18 protein-coding genes are annotated in these 21,528 nt (G+C 39.0%); 14 read left to right on the top strand and 4 right to left on the bottom strand.

Features of this window, described 5'->3' with window-relative positions; translation table 11 throughout:
• Positions 1-175 precede the first annotated feature (175 nt).
• The 7 genes from tsaE (at position 176) to UE46_RS12730 (ending at position 10,593) form a co-directional block, all read left to right on the top strand.
• Positions 176-634 (top strand): tRNA (adenosine(37)-N6)-threonylcarbamoyltransferase complex ATPase subunit type 1 TsaE, encoded by a 459-nt coding sequence (gene tsaE, locus UE46_RS12760; RefSeq protein ID WP_036060019.1) that lies wholly within the window; start codon positions 176-178, stop codon positions 632-634.
• Positions 631-1,323, top strand: a complete 693-nt coding sequence (gene tsaB / locus UE46_RS12755; RefSeq protein WP_036060021.1) for a tRNA (adenosine(37)-N6)-threonylcarbamoyltransferase complex dimerization subunit type 1 TsaB — start codon at positions 631-633, stop codon at positions 1,321-1,323. Before tsaE ends, tsaB begins: the two co-directional genes overlap by 4 nt.
• A complete protein-coding gene (gene rimI / locus UE46_RS12750; protein ID WP_036060022.1) occupies positions 1,316-1,762 on the top strand; it encodes a ribosomal protein S18-alanine N-acetyltransferase in 447 nt (148 codons plus the stop codon). The genes tsaB and rimI overlap by 8 nt, the downstream gene beginning before the upstream one ends.
• 560 nt (positions 1,763-2,322) lie before the next feature.
• Positions 2,323-5,835: an immunoglobulin-like domain-containing protein gene (locus UE46_RS12745; protein WP_051492863.1), complete on the top strand. Its 3,513-nt coding sequence runs from the start codon at positions 2,323-2,325 to the stop codon at positions 5,833-5,835.
• Positions 5,836-6,220: 385 nt separating this feature from the next.
• Positions 6,221-7,246, top strand: a complete 1,026-nt coding sequence (tsaD, locus tag UE46_RS12740) for a tRNA (adenosine(37)-N6)-threonylcarbamoyltransferase complex transferase subunit TsaD (RefSeq protein WP_036060023.1) — start codon at positions 6,221-6,223, stop codon at positions 7,244-7,246.
• Between the two features lie 212 nt (positions 7,247-7,458).
• Positions 7,459-9,429, top strand: coding sequence for a KUP/HAK/KT family potassium transporter (locus UE46_RS12735; protein ID WP_036060024.1), 1,971 nt, complete (start codon positions 7,459-7,461; stop codon positions 9,427-9,429).
• A 492-nt stretch (positions 9,430-9,921) separates the two neighbouring features.
• Positions 9,922-10,593: a hypothetical protein gene (locus UE46_RS12730; RefSeq protein ID WP_036060025.1), complete on the top strand. Its 672-nt coding sequence runs from the start codon at positions 9,922-9,924 to the stop codon at positions 10,591-10,593.
• An 83-nt stretch (positions 10,594-10,676) separates the two neighbouring features.
• Here UE46_RS12730 and UE46_RS12725 read toward each other — a convergent pair whose 3' ends face one another.
• On the bottom strand, positions 10,677-12,623 hold the full coding sequence (locus UE46_RS12725) for an ABC-F family ATP-binding cassette domain-containing protein (protein ID WP_036060042.1): 1,947 nt from the start codon (positions 12,621-12,623) through the stop codon (positions 10,677-10,679).
• Positions 12,624-13,001: 378 nt separating this feature from the next.
• Here UE46_RS12725 and UE46_RS12720 point away from each other — a divergent pair, with 378 nt between their 5' ends.
• Positions 13,002-13,643, top strand: a complete 642-nt coding sequence (locus UE46_RS12720; RefSeq protein WP_036060032.1) for a redox-sensing transcriptional repressor Rex — start codon at positions 13,002-13,004, stop codon at positions 13,641-13,643.
• Between the two features lie 159 nt (positions 13,644-13,802).
• On the opposite strand, the gene UE46_RS12715 is transcribed toward UE46_RS12720, so the two are convergent.
• On the bottom strand, positions 13,803-15,026 hold the full coding sequence (locus tag UE46_RS12715; RefSeq protein ID WP_118907367.1) for an ISL3 family transposase: 1,224 nt from the start codon (positions 15,024-15,026) through the stop codon (positions 13,803-13,805).
• Positions 15,027-15,176: 150 nt separating this feature from the next.
• On the opposite strand from UE46_RS12715, the gene UE46_RS12710 reads away from it, so the two are divergent.
• The 4 genes from UE46_RS12710 to UE46_RS12695 all read left to right on the top strand — a co-directional run bounded on the left by UE46_RS12710 (position 15,177) and on the right by UE46_RS12695 (position 17,984).
• Positions 15,177-15,965, top strand: coding sequence for an aminoglycoside 6-adenylyltransferase (locus tag UE46_RS12710; RefSeq protein ID WP_051493097.1), 789 nt, complete (start codon positions 15,177-15,179; stop codon positions 15,963-15,965).
• Between the two features lies 1 nt (position 15,966).
• Positions 15,967-17,037, top strand: a complete 1,071-nt coding sequence (locus UE46_RS12705; RefSeq protein WP_118907676.1) for a DNA glycosylase AlkZ-like family protein — start codon at positions 15,967-15,969, stop codon at positions 17,035-17,037.
• Positions 17,038-17,148: 111 nt separating this feature from the next.
• On the top strand, positions 17,149-17,571 hold the full coding sequence (locus UE46_RS12700; RefSeq protein WP_036058722.1) for a hypothetical protein: 423 nt from the start codon (positions 17,149-17,151) through the stop codon (positions 17,569-17,571).
• 14 nt (positions 17,572-17,585) lie between these two features.
• Positions 17,586-17,984 carry a hypothetical protein gene (locus tag UE46_RS12695; RefSeq protein ID WP_051492764.1) on the top strand — a complete coding sequence of 133 codons (399 nt, stop codon included), beginning with the start codon at positions 17,586-17,588 and terminating at the stop codon, positions 17,982-17,984.
• Positions 17,985-18,310: 326 nt separating this feature from the next.
• Here the strand turns inward: UE46_RS12695 and UE46_RS12690 are convergent, their stop codons facing one another.
• Together UE46_RS12690 and UE46_RS12685 are read right to left on the bottom strand one after the other, a co-directional pair.
• On the bottom strand, positions 18,311-18,499 hold the full coding sequence (locus UE46_RS12690) for a YdiK family protein (RefSeq protein WP_036058724.1): 189 nt from the start codon (positions 18,497-18,499) through the stop codon (positions 18,311-18,313).
• A gap of 11 nt (positions 18,500-18,510) precedes the next feature.
• Positions 18,511-19,182 carry a CPBP family intramembrane glutamic endopeptidase gene (locus UE46_RS12685; RefSeq protein ID WP_036058914.1) on the bottom strand — a complete coding sequence of 224 codons (672 nt, stop codon included), beginning with the start codon at positions 19,180-19,182 and terminating at the stop codon, positions 18,511-18,513.
• A gap of 263 nt (positions 19,183-19,445) precedes the next feature.
• On the opposite strand from UE46_RS12685, the gene groES reads away from it, so the two are divergent.
• Together groES and groL are read left to right on the top strand one after the other, a co-directional pair.
• Positions 19,446-19,730 carry a co-chaperone GroES gene (gene groES / locus UE46_RS12680; RefSeq protein ID WP_036058725.1) on the top strand — a complete coding sequence of 95 codons (285 nt, stop codon included), beginning with the start codon at positions 19,446-19,448 and terminating at the stop codon, positions 19,728-19,730.
• A 38-nt stretch (positions 19,731-19,768) separates the two neighbouring features.
• Complete coding sequence (gene groL / locus UE46_RS12675; protein WP_118907675.1) at positions 19,769-21,397, top strand: chaperonin GroEL; 1,629 nt, start codon at positions 19,769-19,771, stop codon at positions 21,395-21,397.
• Positions 21,398-21,528 lie beyond the last annotated feature (131 nt).

Here is a 21,528-nt window from a genome sequence, read left to right as displayed (position 1 = left end):
TTTTGACAAGGAAAAAATACAGTATTTCCAGTAATTTTGAAGCCAGAGCAAATTAATTATGTCCTTTTCGACATATAATTAGATATTGGTTGAAACGACTCATCAGCGAGTATTGCTGACCAGTCCTATTTTTTATGGTATGATATGTACAGAAAATGATAAAAAAGGTGAAGCTATGAAGTATAAAATAGAAACGACAAATGAATCAGTAACGCGTGAGCTGGCTAAGAAATTAGGCACAAAACTGGAGGCTGGCGATGTTATTTTGCTTGAGGGCGATCTAGGCGCTGGTAAAACAACTTTTACTAAAGGACTCGCGGAGGGCCTTGATATACCGCAAATGGTTAAAAGTCCGACGTTTACGATTGTGCGTGAATATACGAAGGGCCGTTTACCGCTATATCACATGGATGTATATCGCTTAGAAAATACAGAAGATGATCTAGGTTTGGATGAATATTTCCTAGGTGACGGCGTTTCTGTTGTGGAATGGGCTCATTTTATCGAGCAGGATCTCCCAACAGAATTCATCCGCATCACGTTAAAGCATGTCTCAGAAAATGAGCGTACGATGCAGATTGAACCAGTGGGAGCAAGATATGAAGCACTTTGTTCGGAGGTTTTTGAGGAATGACAATACTTGGAATTGATACATCGAATGACACATTAGGCGTGAGTTTGTGGCGCGACGAGAAGGTCATCGGTGAACTCGTAACCAATTTGAAAAAAAATCATAGCGTTCGTTTATTACCCGCAATCGCAGAGTTAATGAAGGAATGCGACACAACACCACAAGATTTAACGAAAATTGCTGTAGCAGAGGGTCCGGGCTCTTATACAGGACTCAGAATAGGTGTGACGGTTGCTAAAACGATGGCGTGGGATTTACAAATTCCGCTTGTTGGGATTTCAAGTCTCACTTTAATGGCGCAAAATGGGCGCTTTTTTGATGGCCTTGTCGTACCAGTGATGGATGCGCGACGTGGCAATGTATACGCAGGCATTTATAAATCAGAAGCGCAAGAACTAGATATTTTTGAACCTGATCAACATCTTGCTTTCGCGGATTTGCTGAAAAAACTAGACGCGGAATCAAACATCTTATTTATCGGTGATGGGGCAGTGAATTTCAAAGAAGAAATCACAGCAAAGCTGGGAGCACGGGCTACGGTTGCAGATGCCGCGCTTTGTTATCCACGCCCAGCTTTCCTCGGCGAATTAGCGAATCCAAAAGAGGGCGTTCCTGCACACACCTTCGTTCCGACCTATTTAAAATTAGCAGAAGCAGAAAGCAAGTGGCTCGAGGCGAACAAACATGAATGAGATTACTTTCCGTCAGGCCACTGTAGACGACATTAAAAGCCTACTTCGCATTGAAAACGCCGTGTTCACCTCCCCGTGGTCCGAAAAAGCGTTCCGAAACGAATTTTATACGAACTCTTATGCGTACTATATTGTGGCGGAGCAAAACGAAGCGGTCATCGGATATGCTGGTGTCTGGATGATTTTGGATGAAGGGCATATTACGAATGTCGCGATTCACCCAGATCAGCAAGGAAATGGTTACGGCAAGGCATTGTTCACAGAATTACTGCGGATCGCCCAAGCAGAAAATGTAACCAGATTAACGCTAGAAGTTCGCGTTTCTAATTTGAAAGCACAACAACTGTATCAAAAATTTGGATTTAAAAATGGCGCGATTCGGAAAAAATATTATCCGGATAATCAGGAAGACGCGCTAGTTATGTGGGTGGAACTATGAGTTGTGCAAACTGAATATGTTCAGATGTTTCATTAACTTATATAAATACACTATCAAAAGTAACATAGAAATTAGGGCTCTATGTCAATTGTAGGGTCAAAAAATCAAAACACGAGCTAGGGATTCAATGGCTCGTGTTTTTTATCCTATAGAAATGTCAAAATCTCTAATAAAGTGTTGCGCAAGTATCTTGGCCGGAATCGTGAAAAATTTCGATATGCATTGGAAGTGCCAATAGCTTTTGTGAATTCTGATAGCCTATTGTCTTGTACGAGTTGTTGGAAAGTATGCAATGTATGTCGAACATCTTGGTATTCTTTTGCTTGTTGGAATCAGCCCAAGTCCAATAAGCTTCCTTAAATGATGAAGCAGATTAATTTCCACCCTAACGCTTATCATAGAATCAAAAACATTGTCATTAAATCTCCACAATATTCTCAGATTATAGTGAAATAATGTATTTCCTCAAGCGATCTAAATGATATCCTTAGGTAGTCACATAATTATAGGACTAAAATAAATGGAAGTAGTTGTTATGTAACTACAAAGAAGGGATAGGTATGAAAAAAATTCAGGTAGTATTATTAGTAGCAGTTTTAATTATGTTAGGAGGCTTTGCGCAACAAGTACATGCAGATTCTATACAAACAAAGGCCCTATATGTTTTAGAAAGGCCGACATGGCTAGATACAGCAGGTGTTTCAAAAGGTATTTATCATGATAAACAAGATCTAGGTATTATCCTACCAGCTAATGTGCAACTGGAGATTAGACAAACAAATCCGAATTTTAAAGAAAATTTAACAATGGAGTTACTAAATGACGATTCTCAGAAAGAGAAATCAGTGAACGTTACCTCTACATGGCAAACGATTAGTCATGGATACACAACAGTACCATTCATTGATACGACATTTGGAAAAGAAGCACCTATTCTTGAATATAAAGTAACGAATGCAATGAAAGAATTACCAGTATACCATAAGGGAGATAACGAAACAGCATTCTTTCAAAAGTGGGATAGTTCCGATGCGGAATTTGCTTTAATCTCTACCCCATATTTTCAAACATTCGCACCGAAAAAAGATAAAGCATTCATGAAAAATATGAAAGATTTCAACTCTATTGATGCGCTTATTAATTACTATACAGATGTTTTTGAAACGTATAACGAGCTAGACGGTTTATCGTTTACTCCTGAAAATCCAACCGATAAAAATATTCCAAACAAGTACTTCATGAAAGCAAATGTCCACGGATCCGGGGGTGCTTATTATTCTGGGAACCATACTGCACAGACTGGTGACACATTGGCAGGCTTTTATTTATCTAAAGGTTGGGGTGGTCTCCACGAAATCGGTCATGGATACCAGGGAGCATTTATGAAAGACAGCAGTTTTGACGCGGGAGAGGTTTGGAACAATCTCTATGCAGCCGCCTATCAGAAAAAGACAATGGGAACAGGTATATATCAAAATGGCTGGTTATTTGCTTATGGCGATAAATCAGGTGTTGAGAGGACGGTTACAAATTTGTGGCAGACGACACATACTCCCGTTACGAAATGGGATCATCGTTCAAGACTTCTTGCCCTTGTTACATTGCAAGATAAAGCTGGAGACAAAGGTTTCACGCTTTTCAATAAAGAATATCGAAAAATTGCCAATCAACCAGGTTTTGTGCCAAGTAATCATTACCTAATGGATTTAATTTCACAATACTACGGACAAGCTAGCGGTTTTGACTTCACTCCTACTATCTTATCACTCGGAGGAACAATGTCCAAGAAGCAACAAGATGACAATCGCTTACATTTCTATAAACCAGTAGCACCATTAACAGAATTAGTACCAGCTGACCAGTTAACAACTATTCAAAATAAACTGGGATTGGAAACTCCTTTTTCATTAGTGGAAACAGAGCAACTAGCATTTAGCGGACTTTCTGGAAGCGCAACGATTCATCTGAAAATAGATGATTTTTCACAAGTAGAAGGCCAAGATTTAATCTTAACGAATGGCTCTAAAGAAATCAAACGTATGAAAATCACATCGAAGGATATGAATATTGGCACGTTACCAAATGGTATTTACACGATTGTTTTACCAACAGGAAATACGACTAAATATGATTTAGATACACATTATTTGCGTGTGAAAGAAGCAACAAATGACGTAACAATCAATTACACAGTAAAAAAAGCAAGTTATTTAACAAGTCAGACAGTCCATTTTTTAGGTTTAAGTGATTGGGAATTTGCAACAGCTATTGTCGATTTAAATACAGGGAAATTGACGATGGAAGTAAAATATGCTAATCCTCATTCTTACTTCGTGGCTACAGAATATGCTAAATTAGAAGTGCTGGATCTAGATAATAATGTTGTGTACACGAAATCAATAGTTGGCTTGGGTGCAGTTCCTAGTATAGATATGCCTGATATTAAAATAGGCTACAAGTTAAGAATTTATCATGCGGAACCAGGTAGATTGAAAGTAGATAATTTACCAATTGTAGATACCTCACAAAAAACGAACACATTTATTATCACAAAATCAGGCTTAGTGAATGAAAAACTTAAGAATAACGCAGAAGCAGAACTAACTGTTAAAATTGATGCCTTGGCTAGTAAAATTCAAGGGGATCCTATTTTAGTAAATAGCGATTATGTGGAGTTAAAGGATGATTTACTTCTCGCGATTGAAACTTTGACTGAGCCATTAAAGGGGACACTTCTAGATAAATATGAGGCTTTATTGCCAAAAGAGGCTGCAACATCCATCGAAGTAGGCACGAATCAAGTTCAAGCCAAGAATGGAGCTACGGGTCATGTGACGACGACTATTTCCCCTTCTAGAGCAAATCAAGCTGCTGTTTACCATTCTAGCAATACAGATGTAATAACAGTAGATGCACTAGGCAAATGGGAGGCAGTAGGTGATGGAGAAGCAGTCATTACGGTAACCTCGGTTAATAATCCAAGTTTGGTTAAAATGATCTCAGTTAAAATAACAACACCGCTATCGATGGACGGCTTGACAGCAAAACCTTATAAAATAGGCGACACGAAGTTAAGCGGAACATTTGGGTCAGCAATTTCTAAAGTCAGACTTTGGATAAATGGTAAGGCGGTGACACAGGCGACAGTGAATCCGGATGGCAGCTATGAATTTTTAAATGCTACAAGCTATATCTTTAAAGCTACAGACAAAGTAGAAGTTGTTGGCGTTGATTCAAAATATGTAGAGAAAAACCGGATAACAGTTAAGGTATCTGGCACATCCATTTTTGATGATAAACTAACTGTAGCCGCGTATCAAATGGGGAGCAATAATCTAACTGGTACATTTGGTAAAAATATTGCGAAAGTAAGGTTATGGGTGAATGGAAAAGCTGTTGCACAAGCGACACTGAATCCAGATGGTAGTTATACCTTTGCGAATGTCGCAAGTTTTATCAAGATGACAGGTGATAAAGTAGAAATTGTCGGCGTGGATGCGCAATACAACGAAATGAACCGTATTGCCGTTTCCATAACAGGAACATCGACTTTTGATAATACAATTACAGTGCCAACAACATTCAGAATTGGAGACGGAACGCTATCTGGTGACTTCGGTAAGGATGTGTTCAAAGTCCGTCTATGGGTGAATGGAAAAGTGATAACACAAGCAAGTACTTCTTCTGGGAGCTACTCATTTGCTAACATTGCGTCTTATATTCAAAGTCCGCTAGATGTTGTACAAATTGTTGCAGTAGATAAACAATATAACGAGATTAACCGTGTCGATGTTGATATCACGGGAGTTGTAGTGTATAACTACCTGTTAAGTGCAGAGGATTATTCACTGGGAGAACAAACAATCACAGGTATATATGGTAAAGATATTACAGAAATCAAGTTATCCGTGGGAGGAAATATTGTTCAAACGGCAACATTAAATAAAACAACAAGACAATTTACGTTAAAAGATGTAGCATCACTTAACCTAGACAAAAATGCAAGTATTCGTATCATTGGGTACAATGCTCAACATCAAAAAATCAATCAAATTATGGTAAATGTTAAATAATTGCATAAGTAGAGCTGATTTAGAAAAAGTTGAGTATCTGAACTTTTTCTAAATTGGTTCTATTTTTTGGTGCCTTTACAAAACATAAGACATCCAGCAATGTCTAAAATGATAGCATGCACGGTTTTGGAAGTGTTAGCCATGGAGTATCAGTTAAATTAAAAACATTGCCAGAATCACGAGGTTGCTAGATATTTCGAAATATCTTTTGCACAAGTTATTAAAAAAGATACCTAGATGCTTGTCTAGGTGTTATTTTAAAGTTTCACAAAACAAAATAAAACTAAGCAAGACACGTATAGTACAAAAAGATAAATCGCGTTATATCAACATATTTGTTATAATAAGTACTAGTAAGAATCACATATTTAAAGTGGGTGGAATTATGAAAAAAGACATCTTAATACTCGGCATTGAATCAAGCTGTGATGAAACCGCAATATCCGTCGTCAAAAACGGGACAGAAATGTTATCAAACGTTATCGCATCACAAATTGAAAGCCATAAACGCTTTGGCGGTGTTGTACCAGAAATCGCATCCCGTCATCACGTCGAACAAATCACGATCGTACTAGAAGAAGCACTAACACAGGCTGATGTCACAATGGACGATATCGATGCGATTGCCGTCACAGAAGGGCCAGGACTTGTAGGCGCACTCCTTATTGGCGTCAACGCAGCAAAAACATTAGCCTTCATCCATAACAAGCCGATTATCGGGGTACATCATATTGCAGGACACATTTACGCTAACCGTTTTGAAACCGAGATGACATTCCCGTTACTCGCGCTTGTGGTCAGCGGTGGACATACAGAACTCGTACTGATGAAAGAACATGGCAAATTTGAAATCATCGGCGAAACTCGTGACGACGCAGCGGGCGAAGCTTACGATAAAGTGGCGCGAACACTCGGCTTAACCTATCCCGGAGGCGTCCAAATTGATCGCTTAGCGGCAACTGGAGAAGATAGTTTTCACTTCCCACGCGCGATGATGAAAGAGGCCAATTATGACTTTAGTTTCAGCGGTCTAAAATCTTCTTTTATCAATACCGTTCACAATCTGCGCCAAAAAGAAATGCCGATCAATGAGGCCAATTTGGCAGCTAGTTTCCAAGCGAGCGTTGTCGATGTTCTCGTGGCTAAAACCATGCGAGCAGCGAAAGAATTCAACGTGACGCAATTATTGTTAGCAGGAGGTGTTGCGGCAAATCAGGGATTACGCGAACGTCTCGTCACAGAAGCAGCACAGGAAATTCCAGATGTGAAACTAATTATCCCGCCGTTATCTCTATGCGGGGACAACGCAGCCATGATCGCAGCAGCAGGAACGATTTTATATGAAAAAGGAGTCCGCGGTGATCTAACAATGAACGCCAGCCCTGGATTGCTTTTTGAAGATACGTATTAAAATTTAAAGAAAAATCCCCACCTCAGCGTGGCGATAAGTGTTTAGTGCCTAAGCAAAAGTGAGTACCGAAACGCAGTAAGAAAAGCGTTGGAACAGAGCTTTTAATGGACAGTGATAAATACTTCTCGCCACGCTGAATTCATATTCGTTTTTTTTCGGGAATGATGGTATAATACGTTCATTATAGAAGTGCGGTTAAGAGGGGGATAGACATGGAAAAAAAGGATAAAATCAGGCTTGGTCTTGCAATTGGAACACTCGGCATCGTCTACGGTGACATTGGAACGTCGCCACTTTACGTTATGAAGTCTATCGTGGCAAGCAATGGTGGGCTAAACAGTGTATCCGAAGACTATATCATCGGTTCTTTATCGCTTATTTTCTGGACACTCACATTACTAACTACTATTAAATACGTCATCATCGCCTTACGCGCAGATAACCATGGTGAGGGTGGTATTTTCTCGTTATACGCGCTGGTTAGAAAGCGCGGTAAATGGCTGGTTATTCCCGCAATGATCGGTGGTGCAGCACTACTCGCTGATGGGGTCTTAACACCCGCCGTAACTGTCACTTCCGCCATCGAAGGATTAGAAGAAATTCCAGCATTTAAGACACTATTCACTGGGAATACAACATTAATTATTATCATCGTTATCGTTATTCTTAGCGGTATTTTCTTTATGCAACGCTACGGAACCATGTTTATCGGTCGTATTTTTGGTCCAACGATGTTCCTCTGGTTTTCAATTTTAGGCGTGCTCGGGATCATCAATATTCTTGGCGATCTCTCGATATTCCGTGCTTTTTCACCGTATTACGCAATCGAATTACTTTTTAGCGACCAAAATAAGGCGGGATTTCTAATACTCGGCAGCGTTTTCCTGGCAACAACTGGTGCTGAGGCATTGTACTCCGATTTAGGACACGTCGGTCGCAAAAATATATACATCACATGGCCATTCGTCAAAGTTTGCCTACTACTCAATTATTTCGGACAAGGCGCGTGGATCATCTCACTCAAAAATGTAAAAGACCCAACCGTGAATCCGTTTTTTCAAAGTATGCCAGAACCGTTCATCATGTACGGCGTTTTAATTGCGACCTTAGCCGCGATCATCGCCTCACAATCCTTGATATCAGGCGCATACACACTTGTTTCCGAAGCAATCGCGCTGAATTTATTACCGCGACTTAGCATTCGCTATCCATCCGAAACAAAAGGACAAGTCTATATTCCGACTGTGACGACCGTGCTTTGGATCGCCTGCGTCGGTGTCGTCCTCTACTTCAAAGACTCGACCCACATGGAAGCAGCGTATGGCCTATCCATCACAGTAACGATGCTAATGACGACCGTTTTACTTTTCCAATTCTTACGTAGAAAAGGATTCTCGATACTCGTCACAACCTCCATTTTAATGACATTTGGCGTACTCGAATTCGCTTTCTTCGTCTCGAGCGCGGCTAAATTCATGCACGGTGGTTTCGTGGCAGTCATCATGGCAGTAGTGATCATGGCGCTTATGTACATCTGGTTCACTGGATACCAACTAAAAACAAAGCTAGTCAAAAACGTACCACTGAAAAAATTCGTACCAACCCTTACAAAATTAAAAGCAGACACCGCCTATCCCAAATACGCGCACAACTTGGTGTACCTAACAAGTAGCCGCAATCCAATGCGCGTTGAACATGAAGTTATGGCATCCATCCTCGATAAGCGACCAAAACGCGCCGATGTATATTGGTTCGTGAACGTCCAAGTGGTTGATGGGCCTTATGCCGCTTACTATACCGTCGAAAATTTTGATAGCGACTTCGTGATTCGCGTGCAACTGAAACTCGGATTCCGCGTCGAACAAGATATCAACGTCTTCCTCAAGCAAATTGCGAAAGAACTCATTGCAAAAGGCGAGCTCGCACAGCAAAAACGGAAGTACAGCGCGAAAACTGGTCGAAAACTCGGCGATTTCTGCTTTGTTATTATTAAAGATGAACTGAGTACAGAGGCCGATTTAACTAACTGGCAGCGGTCAATTATGCAGAGTAAACTATTCATTAAGCATTTTACAACATCACCAGAGCACTGGTTTGGCTTAGAATATAGCGATGTCCAAACAGAAAACGTTCCGCTATATCTCTCCAAGAAAAAAGTCATTAAGATACGTAAAATAGATTAAAAAAGAGATTATATCGGGGAATGATCTTGCCTTACAGGCTGTGGAGTATCGTATTGTCCGGTACCTGCAGCTTTTTTTAATTTGATTCAATTTGTGCAAAACTAGAATATTAATGTGATCTCCTTAAGTGTATAAATAAAAAAGATATAAAAATTACAAATTTGCAATTGACGTTCTTGTAATAATACTGTAATATGATAAATGTAAGCGGATGCAAAAAAAGAAAAGTAGCATTTAATAATATTACTTTTGAGTCGGGATTAGAAGTGATATATATTTGCGGCTATTGATTATTCGGAGGAGGACAAACATGAATAGAAATATAGTGTTTTATGGTATTTTTACTATTTTAGTAGTCTTATTACTGGTATCATTTCTTATGAATTGGATTTCGAGTGTGTTGCTAATGGTCGGTGTCTTAATTTTGATACTGATCAATCTTTTATTCAGGCATTTAGAAAAAAAAACTACATAGTGGAGGATTGAGAGAAAATGAAAAAAATAATTACGATTATACTTGTAGGGGTACTTGTTGGTTCAGTGTCAATGCCAATGGGAGCGCGGGCGGATAATTTAAATGAAATCATTTATTCAGATTCAGATATCTCTATATCACAGGAAAATAAAGATACTTTTGTCGTAATAGACAAAGATACTAAAGAAGAAAGTGAAATAGCTGTGGATATTGAAAATAAAACTGCGGAGCTAACTGATGAAGACGGTTCAATAACTGATGTCAAATATCAGCAAAAGCAACTTGATAATACTATTAAAACAGATATTATAATAGATGGTGAAAAAGCAGGAACGATCAATGTGTCAACAGAAAATGAAGTGGCTCCTAGGTTATTAATGGCAAGTTCAAGTAGTGCTATGAAATTAGTTACAACTAGGAACGTCACGACAACAATGACTCAAGTTAATAAATCAAGTGCCGCTCTTGTAGTGATTGGTTTAGGTTTAGTGCCAGGTCTAGGATGGGCGGCTGCAGCTTTTTCTGTATATGGAATTGTTAGGGAGTTCAAAGGTAAAACGGCCTATGTAACAATCAAGCAATACGCAAACAATTATCAATATAGAAATGATTTATACGTTTACAAAGATAGTAAGAGAACAAAATTACTAAATAAGCAAACTGGTATTCCACAAAGACATTTTTCTTAAACAGAAGAATTTGTTTTTGAGCTTGAGTCATGATAGAAAAAACAGGATTTTCCATCTATTTATAATGGGAAATCCTGTTTTCGTTATTCCTCGAGTTCCTCACTCAAATTCGTCCATTCTTCCATTAAATCCTCGCTCGATTGCTTCAACAAATCAAGTGCTTCCGTTCGTGCATAAGCAGCTTCATGATCTTGATAAACAGCTGGATCCAGAAGTTCTTGCTCAATCTCGCTAATTTTGAGATCCGTCTTTTCCATCTGTTCCTCGATCTCGTCAAGCTTGCGTTTCTTTTGGCGCATCACTTTTTGCTGCTCTTTATCGAGATGATAGGCTTGTTTATTCGTCGCGAGTTGTTTTTCTTCAGGATGTGTTTTCTGCTTTTCTAGCGCATCTAATCGCGCATGCTCCTTCTGTTCCGCCAATTTTTCTTGATAATAATCATAATCCCCAAGATAAATCTGTGCATGTTCAGGATGCATTTCCACAATTTTAGAAGCAATCCGGTTGATAAAATACCGGTCATGCGATACGAATAAAATGGTGCCTTCAAAATCGATCAACGCGGCCTCGAGAACTTCTTTGCTCTCAATATCCAAGTGATTGGTAGGCTCATCCAAAATGAGTAAGTTCGCGCCGACCAAAGTTAATTTTGCAAGTGCCACACGGGCTTTTTCGCCACCGCTCAGCGTATTCACGACTTTTAAAACATCGTCATCGGAGAATAAAAAATTACCGAGCGTCGTGCGGATCGCTTGTTCATTCAAATGCGGATAATCATCCCAAAGCTCATGCAGAACCGACTTATTCGAATTTAACTTCGCCTGTTCTTGATCATAGTACCCAATCTGAACATTAGCACCAAAACGATACTCCCCAGAAAGCGCGGGAATATCACCAATCAACGTTTTGAGTAACGTCGATTTCCCAATCCCATTCGGCCCAACTAGCGCGATACTTTCATGCCGCTTCATATCGAATGTCAATTTCTGTGAAACACGTTTATCCACCGCATAGCCAATCGCCAAATCCTCGACGAATAACACATCTTTACCACTATCACGATCAAATTGGAAACCAAAATGCGCCGTTTTTTCACTGCCTTGCGGTCGATCTAAGCGATCGAGTTTCTCCAATTGTTTACGACGACTTTGCGCGCGTTTTGTTGTAGAAGACCGAACGATATTTCGCGCAACAAAGTCTTCCAATTTCGCAATTTTATCTTGCTGTTTATCGAATTCTTTCCATTGCTGTTCGAGTTTTGCTTGCTTTTGAACAAGGTAACGCGAGTAGTTGCCGACATAGCGATCGATCTGCGTACGGCTAATTTCGTACACTTGATTCACGACCTTATCCAGAAAATAGCGGTCATGAGAAACAATAAGAAGCGCGCCTTTATAGTTTTGCAAATAGCTCTCCAGCCAAGAAAGCGTGGCGATATCTAAATGGTTGGTCGGCTCATCGAGAATGAGAATATCGTGTTTAGCGAGAAGTAATTTCGCCAAAGCAAGACGCGTTTTTTGCCCACCGCTAAGGGAAGCAATCAATTTCTCATAATCCTCTTCGAAAAAGCGTAAACCGTGCAAAACCGAGCGAATATCCGCTTCATACTGGTAACCGCCTTGCTCTTTAAACGCGTGCTGCAATTGATCATATTCCTTTAACGTCTGTTCATATTGCTCCTTGTTATCATAAATAGCAGGATTACCGAGCTGTTCCTCCAGTTTTCGCAAATCCTGCTCCATCGCTTGAAGCCCGGTAAATCCAGACAACATCTCATTCCAAATCGTTTTCGTCGACTCAAGCCCAGTATTCTGCGCTAAATAGCCAATTTGAACATGTTTTGGCTTTGAAATCGTACCGCCATCATAACTAATTTGCCCCGCAATAATTTTTAAAAGCGTTGATTTTCCCGCACCATTACGGCCAACCAGCGCGATTCTGTCATTTGTCTGAACCTCTAATTTTATATTTTCTAATATCGTTTCAGCGCCAAAATTTTTGACGATCTGCTGTACTTGTAAAAGTATCATTGTATATTTCTCCTTCATCATATCTCTATCTTCCTAGTTTATCGTAAAGGAGCTATAGAAGCAATGATATAAGAAAGGAACCGCTTACTATCATTGAATTCACAATCTCGACCTTGTGAAAATACTAGCAATATTACATTTGTTGCTGTATAATTGTATTTGAAACGTTATGTCACAAAATAGTAACATAATATGTGAGCAAAAACATTGTGAATCCTATGTGAAATGTTTATAGTAAATAAGCAAGCATGTGAAATAAACAACGATAGAAAAATGCGCAATCATTTTTTACTGTAGGAGCATGTTTTGTCACACAAGGATAAGGTTTTAAATTTGATCGTTGTCCAGTTAAAATCAAAAGGAAGAAGGGAAACAAACATGATCGAAGAAACGGGCAAGATCCCACAAGCAACAGCAAAGCGTTTGCCACTGTATCATCGCTACTTAAAATATTTGCATGAGTCAGGCAAGGAACGAGTATCATCAGCTGAATTAAGCGAGGCTGTGAAAGTTGACTCAGCAACCATTCGTCGTGATTTCTCCTATTTTGGAGCACTAGGTAAGAAAGGCTATGGCTATAACGTGTCCTACATTTTGGATTTCTTTAGCAAGACACTTAGCCAAGACAAACAGACAAACGTAGCTATTATCGGTGTTGGTAATTTGGGGACTGCACTTTTACACTACAATTTCATGAAAAATAATAATATAAAAATCGTCGCAGCATTTGATGTTGACGCCAATAAAGTTGGAACAGTGCAACAAGATATTCCGATTTACCATCTTAATGACATGCAAGATCTATTGAAGGAAAATAAAATCGAAGTCGTGATTCTAACGGTACCATCCGATGAAGCGCAAACGACGGTGGATCGCCTGCTTGAAGCTGATGTCAAAGGTATTCTAAACTTTACACCAGCGCGTATCAGCGTTCCAAAACATGTCCGCGTGCATCACATCGATTTAACAACCGAATTACAAACATTGATTTACTTCCTAGAAAACTATCCAAATAAATAATAAAACGAGGCCAGACATCATGTTTGGTCTCATTTTTTGATAAGGGGGCAGATTAGATGCTAACAGAAGTGTTGAAGAAAATAAGAAAATGGCTCTTTGTCAATTGTTGGGGTGAAATATCGAGGTACAAGCTAGGGAAATAGTGGCTTGTACCTCTTTTTAGCCTACAGAAATGTCAAAATTTTTGATAAAGTGCTGGGCAAGTATTTTGGCGCGGAACCGTGAAAAGTTTTGATAGCCATAAGAAGTACGCTTGATGACCTTGGTTCGGTTGTTAATTCCTTCTACGAAACCATTGGACAGATGTGGGTAAATGAAGGCATTGATGATTTCTGTTTCCCAGCGTCGGAAAGTACCGATAGCTTTTATGAATTCTGGAAGCTGTTTGTCTTGTACGAGTTGATAGAAATCGTGTAAGGATTGACGAACGTCGCGGCGTTCTTGTGCTTTATTGGCATCAAACCAAGCCTGATAGGCTTCCTTGATGGTGTAGGCGGTTTGTAGATCAGGGTGCAAGCTTAAGTAACGGCGAATGATGCTTTTTTGCGCTGTATCCAGCTTATGAGATCGCTTGAAAAGGAGTTTTTGTATCCGTTTCCCGTGTTTTCGATCTTTTTCTGAAAAACGCTGTTGGACACGAACGCGGACTTTATTCAGCGCCCAATAGATGTAGCGAGAGAAGTGGAAAGAATCGGCAATAATAACTGGTTTGTCAAGAGCTTGTTGCACAGCGTTTTTGAAGGTCGAGCTCAAATCCATGATAACCATCTCTACCTGATGCCCGCGTTCTCTTAAATAACGTTGAATGGTTTTGGCGCGACGGTTTTCTAAGATATCAATGGGGCGACGAGTCATGGGGTCAGCGATAATGAGTTGGAATTTGCCTTTGTCGGTATCTCCCTTGAACTCATCGATAGCGATGACTTTAGGAAGAGCGACGGGAGGCGTGGAAAAGGCTTCTGTACGCGCGTCGAATAGGCGCATAATTTTAGGTGCGGTGGTTCCAAACGTTCTGGCAGTATAGGTAAAGGAGGGGGCAGAGATACTATGGAAAAGGGCTGCTTGATGCCAAGATGTCGAAAAACGCTGATAGCGTGCCACAAGTCCTTGATTTTTTTCATCAAATGATTTTCCGCAGGAACAAGCATATCTGCGTTTTCGATAGTGCACATAGACACGTTTTTCTGCGACTTTTAGATGTTGGAAAGTGTGCGTACGATAGTCTTTAATGCGATCTGTCCGTGTTTTACAAGAGGGGCAGGCATGTTTTTTTCGTTTTAGTTGGATATGAATGTGGCAGATATGATTTTCAATCGAATAATCAAGAAGTTGGATGTTTTTATTTTCTAAACCGATGAGTTGTATGATAAAATGGTCTGGCATGGTAATATCGCTCCTTTGGATTGGGTTTCGTCACTTTTATCTTAAAGGATTTTGATATTACTGTGTATTTTTTTGTCTTGAAATGAGAACAAAAAAATGCGGAGATAGATTATTTTCTACCCCAACATTTATTATAGAACCAAGAAAATAGTGGCGTGGGGTAAATCTCAGCCGAAAGTAAAGGCATTGGTGTTAGAAGGGTCACTCGCAAAGCAACAAGATGTGGATGATTTATCTGATTTAGATATCAATATTTGGTATGACGGAGATGTCCATTACGGCAAAAACCGAGATTGGCTTGTTGAAATTGGCGACGTACTCATCGATACCCAACTACATATGGAAACTCCCGCTGGAAACATCGCGACACAATTAGTTCTTTTCCAAAATGGCGTGAAAGTCGATTTTTCATTTTGGCCAATTTCTTTGCTTGATAATCCCTTTCCCTACTATGAAAAGTTAGAAATCCTGCTTGATAAAGACCAATACGCAGATAAAATCCAATTATGTCTACTTGAAAAGAAGTGGGAACCGATTACAAATGCCACGTTCGATCAAATTGTAAATGAATTCTGGTTTGAATTACACTACGTGGCGAAGTTTATAAAACGCGAAGATATCTGGTTCGTTCAAGACATTCAAGCAGGAATCCGTGAAAATTATTTATTGCCATTGCTAGAAGAAAAAGCAAGAATAGAAGGACAAGAAATATCATTTTCAGGACGTAAAATAGAGAAATGGACATCGAAACCGATTGTTTCAAAATTCCCAGCTATTTTCGCAGATTATACAGTTGCGTCGAATTGGCAAGCAATGTGGGAAGAAATCACGTTATTTGAAGAAGTTTCCCATTTTATTGCTTCAACATACCATTTTAGGCTACCAACAGTTAAAATAGAAGGCATGAAGGCGCTACTTTTGAAAATACAGGAGGATTAGGATGCTTACAAAAAAAGAAATAACAGAAATCAGATTACAGAAACTTGGGATGAATCAGCCATATAAAGATCCAACCGCATTTATGCAGCAGGCGATCGCACTACAATCGCAAAATCATCAACCGGCGCTTGTGAATTTTTTGCAGCACGTGGATATGACTTGGGAAGAAGCAGAAGCGTTTTTTGAAGAGCAACATGTGATTAAAATATGGGCAAACAGGCTGACATTACATACTTTTTTAATCAGTGATTGGGAGCTAGTTTTTCGCGTTTTTGGTACGAGAACCAATATAGTACATCGGATTTGTAAAAAAGAGGGCGTTGATCTAGCGGCAGTTTTAGCTCAGATGGATGCGCTCGGACGGAAACAAGAAATCGTTAGCCGTAAAGAATTAGAAGCGATTATTGGCGATTATTCCGCGCAAGTGACCTCGTCGATCATTGCCCAAGCGGCGATGCAAGGTATTTTCCGATTGTTACCATCGAGCGACACGATTCGAAATTATACCCACCGGATTTGGCTGGGAGATTTTGAAGAGTGGGAGGCGGAGCAAACGAAGGATCTGGAAGCGATGATGACGCTGATACGCCGTTATTTAGCAGGTTATGGCCCCGCAACATGGAACGATTTCAGGCATTGGAGCGGACTAAATGTTGGTGAAATAAAAGCAGCGACACTGAAATTAGAGGATGAATTAGATACATTTACTTTGGACGAGGAAACCTACGTGATGCTAAAAAATGATAAACCGCTGATTCAGGAAAGCCGCGTATTTCTAACAGGAAAATTCGATCAGGCGGTAATAGCGTATAAAGATCCGACCTGGATTATGACAGAAGCCCAGCGTAAATCAGCTTGGACGGTGAACGGGCATTGTTCCGCCATTATAGTAGCCGAAAATCGGGCTGTTGGACTTTGGAAATACGAATGGAAGAAAAAAACGTTAGTATTCACCGTTTCTTATTTTGAAGAAGCGTGTTATGAGGAACTTGTGAAGCGAGAATTAGAACGATTTGCCATGCGATTTGGGAAACAATCAATAGAATTTGAATATAAGGGTCTGCAAAAATAAGATTCTGCTTGGGATAAAAGGTTCGAAAAGGAAAATAAATAGTTGTTTCTTGTTCTGCAAAAATGTGCTATAATTAGTTATATTTTAGAAAGCGGATGGGAGGTGTTTTATGTGGATTTTGAAAGATTTCTTTTAACTGACACTAGTGAATTTTTTAAGTTTTCTATAGAATTTGAGGATATAGCTTATCTTTTGTTAGTTGATACTTTTGCAAAGGCTGAAAAAAGCTTCGGAGAAAGAATTTTTGAGGATGATTTTGTACCTAATGATAATCATATTCTTGTTAAGTGTGGTATTAGACGTGAACTGACGATAAAAGAAAGAGAGTACATACTTTCTTTTGTTGAGGGGCTACTTAGTTTTAAGCCCAGTATTGATTATCTAGTTGATTTCTTTGATGTAGATGTTGATTTGGAATCTGGTTATCCAGAAGGCGATGGTATCATTGATTTAGTAGAAAGAATTAATGAATTATTTGAATCAAATATCGTCATTAAGGATGCGTCAACGATTAATAATATCATACAAAAATAAGGGGGAAATATATTATGAAAAAATTTAATAAGATTATTTGTGTATTGGCGGCTGTTATTTTGTTGTTTTCATTTGGAAATGTAGCAGAGGCAGCATCTAGTGCTACTGTGGATTTGGGAGATGGCTATAAAGCTCGTATCGATCGACCGCACGATACGAAAACAGGTAAATGGCACGGGCATGTGTATAAAGGAAATAAACAAATAGGTTCAGAAAATGTTGATGGAACTAAACATGATGGAAAGACATTTAAAGATGTTCCTAAAAAGAAATTAAGTAAGCTTAAGGATTCTAAAAAATGGAAAGAAGCTAAATCTAAAAATGATAAATTGGTGAAACAAAGAAATAGTCAATCATCGTTTAGTAATTTTTTGAAATGGTTAGGCAATAACTTAGTTATTTTAAGTATATAAATTTACATTTTTTAAATACGCGATAATCTAGTACTCATGTACATAAATAATGATTTATAGTATTTTTATGTAGAGATATGGTTACTTAGATAGGTTTTTATCATTAGAAGGCTCTTTCAGTAAATGAAGGAGCCTTTTTTGACTGATAGTGAACTAATTAGGAAAGACCTTTGTTTTACAAAAGGTAATCGTATTTTCATTTTATTACCATGATTAATTAATAGATCCTAAAGAGTGTTAGAATTATATTAGTAATAGAATGAGAGCAACCTCTTAGGTTAGAGATGTAATATTCTAAAAGTGTTTTGAGATTCATGTTTAAAGTTTTATTTTTTCTTAGATAAGCCAATAGAAATAAATTTAATTCCAGTTACAAAATTGACGGTAGACATTGCAATCATTAGATAAGTCAAAATTGTCCAGCCATTATTATTTACTTGATTTACTGCAAAGTACACGAAAACAACAGCGAGAACTAAATAAATAAGTCCTTGCAACGATAATGGTTTATTCATAACAGACCTCCTTAGGTGAGTTGAGGAATCATTACAATAATGTTCATCAAAATATGGGCTATAATGGGTATGGCAATTCTTTTTGTTTTTGTGTAAAGATAACACATAATTAGTCCAATCACAACATATACAAGCAAATATGCTAAATCTATATGGGCCAAGCCGAATAAGACAGAACTTATGACAGCAGCCATATGAATATTTATTCGGGAAGCTAATTCCCCAAATATAATTTTACGAAATATAATTTCTTCAAGTATAGGTGCCAGAACTGAGGTGAAAATAATCATTATGGGAACCATACGAGTTAATTCACTCATAAGTTCTGTATTTTGAGAAATGCCAGTGATACCAAATATACTCATAATGAAAAGAGCTATATATTGACCCAAAAATAAAAATATTACACCAACAACCGCATAGCCGATACTTGTTCCAACCGGCAGTGGCTGTCCCTTCTCAATTTTTGTCGAAGGTGCTTGTTTACGAAGGAGGAGCCAAATAATAATAACCGCTAAAAAGTTACTAAAAACACTCCAGTAAACCGCGGAATACGTGACGATTTGTTGTCTTGATAAATCAGTAACCGCTCGTAAAATCCCCATTACAATTGGGGCGCCTATTAAAGAAGAAAAATAAGCAGCAAAGTATGTTAAGAGCACATACCAATAACGTCTATTCAAACTAACACGACCTTTCGATTGAGGAACTACATTTTTGTATGAAAAGATAAAGCTGTAAAGGATATACTTGAAAATAATCAATCCCGTCCTTATGGATACTTTCCCATTGTACTAATTATTAAGGTAACAATCAACACAGGGGATATTGATAGGTGTAAATACTTGCATTTCTCCCGTATTTTTTATAATATAAGAAGTGGGTTAGCACTCTAATGCTATGAGTGCTAAAAATCATAAACATAGACTTGAGGAGGTTGTTTTAATTGTTAAAACCATTAGGAGATCGCGTTATTATCGAAGTTTTGGAAGCAGAAGAGAAAACGGCAAGTGGTATTGTATTACCAGACGCAGCACAGGAAAAACCACAAGAAGGTAAAGTGGTAGCAGTCGGAAGTGGCCGCGTGCTTGATAATGGCGACACAGTTGCACTTGAAGTAGCAGAAAATGACCACATTATTTTCTCTAAATACTCAGGCACAGAAGTAACATACGACGGAAAAGACTATTTGATCGTACGTGAGTCAGATGTGCTTGCAGTCATCAAATAAATAATACGAAAAACAACAAATAGAGGAGGAATACAAAAATGGCAAAAGATATTAAATTTAGTGAAGACGCACGTCGCGCAATGCTTCGTGGTGTTGATCAATTAGCAAATGCTGTAAAAGTAACATTAGGACCAAAAGGACGTAATGTCGTTCTTGAGAAGAAATTTGGTTCACCTCTTATTACAAATGACGGTGTAACAATTGCGAAAGAAATCGAGTTGGAAGATCGTTTTGAAAATATGGGTGCAAAATTAGTATCCGAAGTTGCAAGCAAAACAAATGATGTTGCTGGTGACGGAACTACAACAGCGACAGTTTTAGCACAAGCAATGATCCAAGAAGGACTTAAAAACGTAACAGCTGGCGCGAACCCAGTTGGTATTCGTCGCGGAATTGAGAAAGCGGTTGGAACTGCTATTGAAGAACTAAAAGCAATCTCAAAACCAATCGAAGGTAAAGAATCGATTGCACAAGTTGCCGCGATTTCCTCAGGAGACGAAGAAGTCGGTAAACTGATCGCAGAAGCTATGGAGCGCGTTGGTAACGATGGCGTTATTACAATTGAAGAATCAAAAGGCTTCGCCACAGAATTAGATGTTGTCGAAGGTATGCAGTTTGATCGCGGTTATTCAAGCCCGTACATGGTTACAGATCCAGACAAGATGGAAGCTATTTTAGAAAATCCATATATCTTGATCACGGACAAAAAAATTAACAACACGCAAGAAATCCTGCCAATTTTAGAGCAAGTGGTACAACAAAATCGCCCACTTCTTATTATTGCAGAAGACGTAGAAGGCGAAGCACAACAAACTTTAGTTTTAAATAAATTACGCGGTACATTCAATGTTGTGGCTGTAAAAGCACCAGGATTTGGCGATCGTCGTAAAGCGATGTTGGAAGATATCAGTATCCTAACTGGCGGTCAAGTGATCACGGAAGAATTAGGCCTTGAGCTTAAATCGACGACAATGGAACAACTTGGTAACGCTGTGAAAGTAATGGTAACCAAAGAAGCAACAACTATCGTAGAAGGTGCTGGAAACAGTGCTCAAATCTCCACTCGTGTGAACCAATTACGTGCACAAATGGAAGAAACAACATCAGAATTCGATAAAGAAAAATTACAAGAACGTTTGGCTAAATTAGCTGGTGGCGTTGCAGTCATTAAAGTTGGCGCAGCGACAGAAACGGAATTACAAGAGCGTAAATTGCGTATTGAAGATGCTTTGAACTCTACTCGTGCAGCTGTTGAAGAAGGAATCGTATCCGGTGGTGGTACAGCCCTTGTCAACGTCTACAACAAAGTAGCAGCAATCGAAGCAACTGGCGACGAAGCAACTGGAGTTAAAATCGTTCTTCGTTCACTAGAAGAGCCAGTTCGCCAAATCGCGCACAATGCTGGTCTTGAAGGATCTGTCATTGTAGAACGCTTGAAAAATGAAAAAATCGGTGTTGGCTTCAATGCAGCTAATGGCGAATGGGTAAACATGATCGAAGCCGGCATTGTCGACCCAACTAAAGTAACACGTTCCGCATTACAAAACGCATCATCCGTTGCGGCGTTACTTCTTACAACAGAAGCAGTCGTAGCTGACCATCCAGAAGAAAACGCTGGTGGCGGCGTTCCTGATATGGGAATGGGCGGTATGGGCGGCATGATGTAAGGTTTCTATAAACATCGGAAAGAAGCTTTTGACCAGAATCTTAATCCTGGTCAAAAGCTTCTTTTTCATATGTATAACGCAATATGAAAATTCATTCGCATAACATTTGATAAGTTTTAAATTTAGGTATA

The sequence above is a fragment of the Listeria weihenstephanensis genome (genome assembly GCF_003534205.1).
GTDB lineage: Bacteria > Bacillota > Bacilli > Lactobacillales > Listeriaceae > Listeria_A > Listeria_A weihenstephanensis.
Note: the sequence above shows the minus strand (reverse complement) of the source record. Positions and strands in the feature narration are given on the sequence as shown.

Bases quoted from the DNA above. Each gene is read 5' to 3' on its own strand.
- UE46_RS12690 (WP_036058724.1), bottom strand. From the start codon at position 18,499: ATGAATAAACCATTATCGTTGCAAGGACTTATTTATTTAGTTCTCGCT.
- UE46_RS12735 (WP_036060024.1), top strand. From the start codon at position 7,459: ATGGAAAAAAAGGATAAAATCAGGCTTGGTCTTGCAATTGGAACACTC.
- tsaE (WP_036060019.1), top strand. From the start codon at position 176: ATGAAGTATAAAATAGAAACGACAAATGAATCAGTAACGCGTGAGCTG.
- UE46_RS12745 (WP_051492863.1), top strand. From the start codon at position 2,323: ATGAAAAAAATTCAGGTAGTATTATTAGTAGCAGTTTTAATTATGTTA.
- UE46_RS12705 (WP_118907676.1), top strand. From the start codon at position 15,967: ATGCTTACAAAAAAAGAAATAACAGAAATCAGATTACAGAAACTTGGG.
- UE46_RS12720 (WP_036060032.1), top strand. From the start codon at position 13,002: ATGATCGAAGAAACGGGCAAGATCCCACAAGCAACAGCAAAGCGTTTG.
- groL (WP_118907675.1), top strand. From the start codon at position 19,769: ATGGCAAAAGATATTAAATTTAGTGAAGACGCACGTCGCGCAATGCTT.
- UE46_RS12715 (WP_118907367.1), bottom strand. From the start codon at position 15,026: ATGCCAGACCATTTTATCATACAACTCATCGGTTTAGAAAATAAAAAC.
- UE46_RS12725 (WP_036060042.1), bottom strand. From the start codon at position 12,623: ATGATACTTTTACAAGTACAGCAGATCGTCAAAAATTTTGGCGCTGAA.
- tsaB (WP_036060021.1), top strand. From the start codon at position 631: ATGACAATACTTGGAATTGATACATCGAATGACACATTAGGCGTGAGT.
- UE46_RS12695 (WP_051492764.1), top strand. From the start codon at position 17,586: ATGAAAAAATTTAATAAGATTATTTGTGTATTGGCGGCTGTTATTTTG.
- UE46_RS12730 (WP_036060025.1), top strand. From the start codon at position 9,922: ATGAAAAAAATAATTACGATTATACTTGTAGGGGTACTTGTTGGTTCA.
- rimI (WP_036060022.1), top strand. From the start codon at position 1,316: ATGAATGAGATTACTTTCCGTCAGGCCACTGTAGACGACATTAAAAGC.
- tsaD (WP_036060023.1), top strand. From the start codon at position 6,221: ATGAAAAAAGACATCTTAATACTCGGCATTGAATCAAGCTGTGATGAA.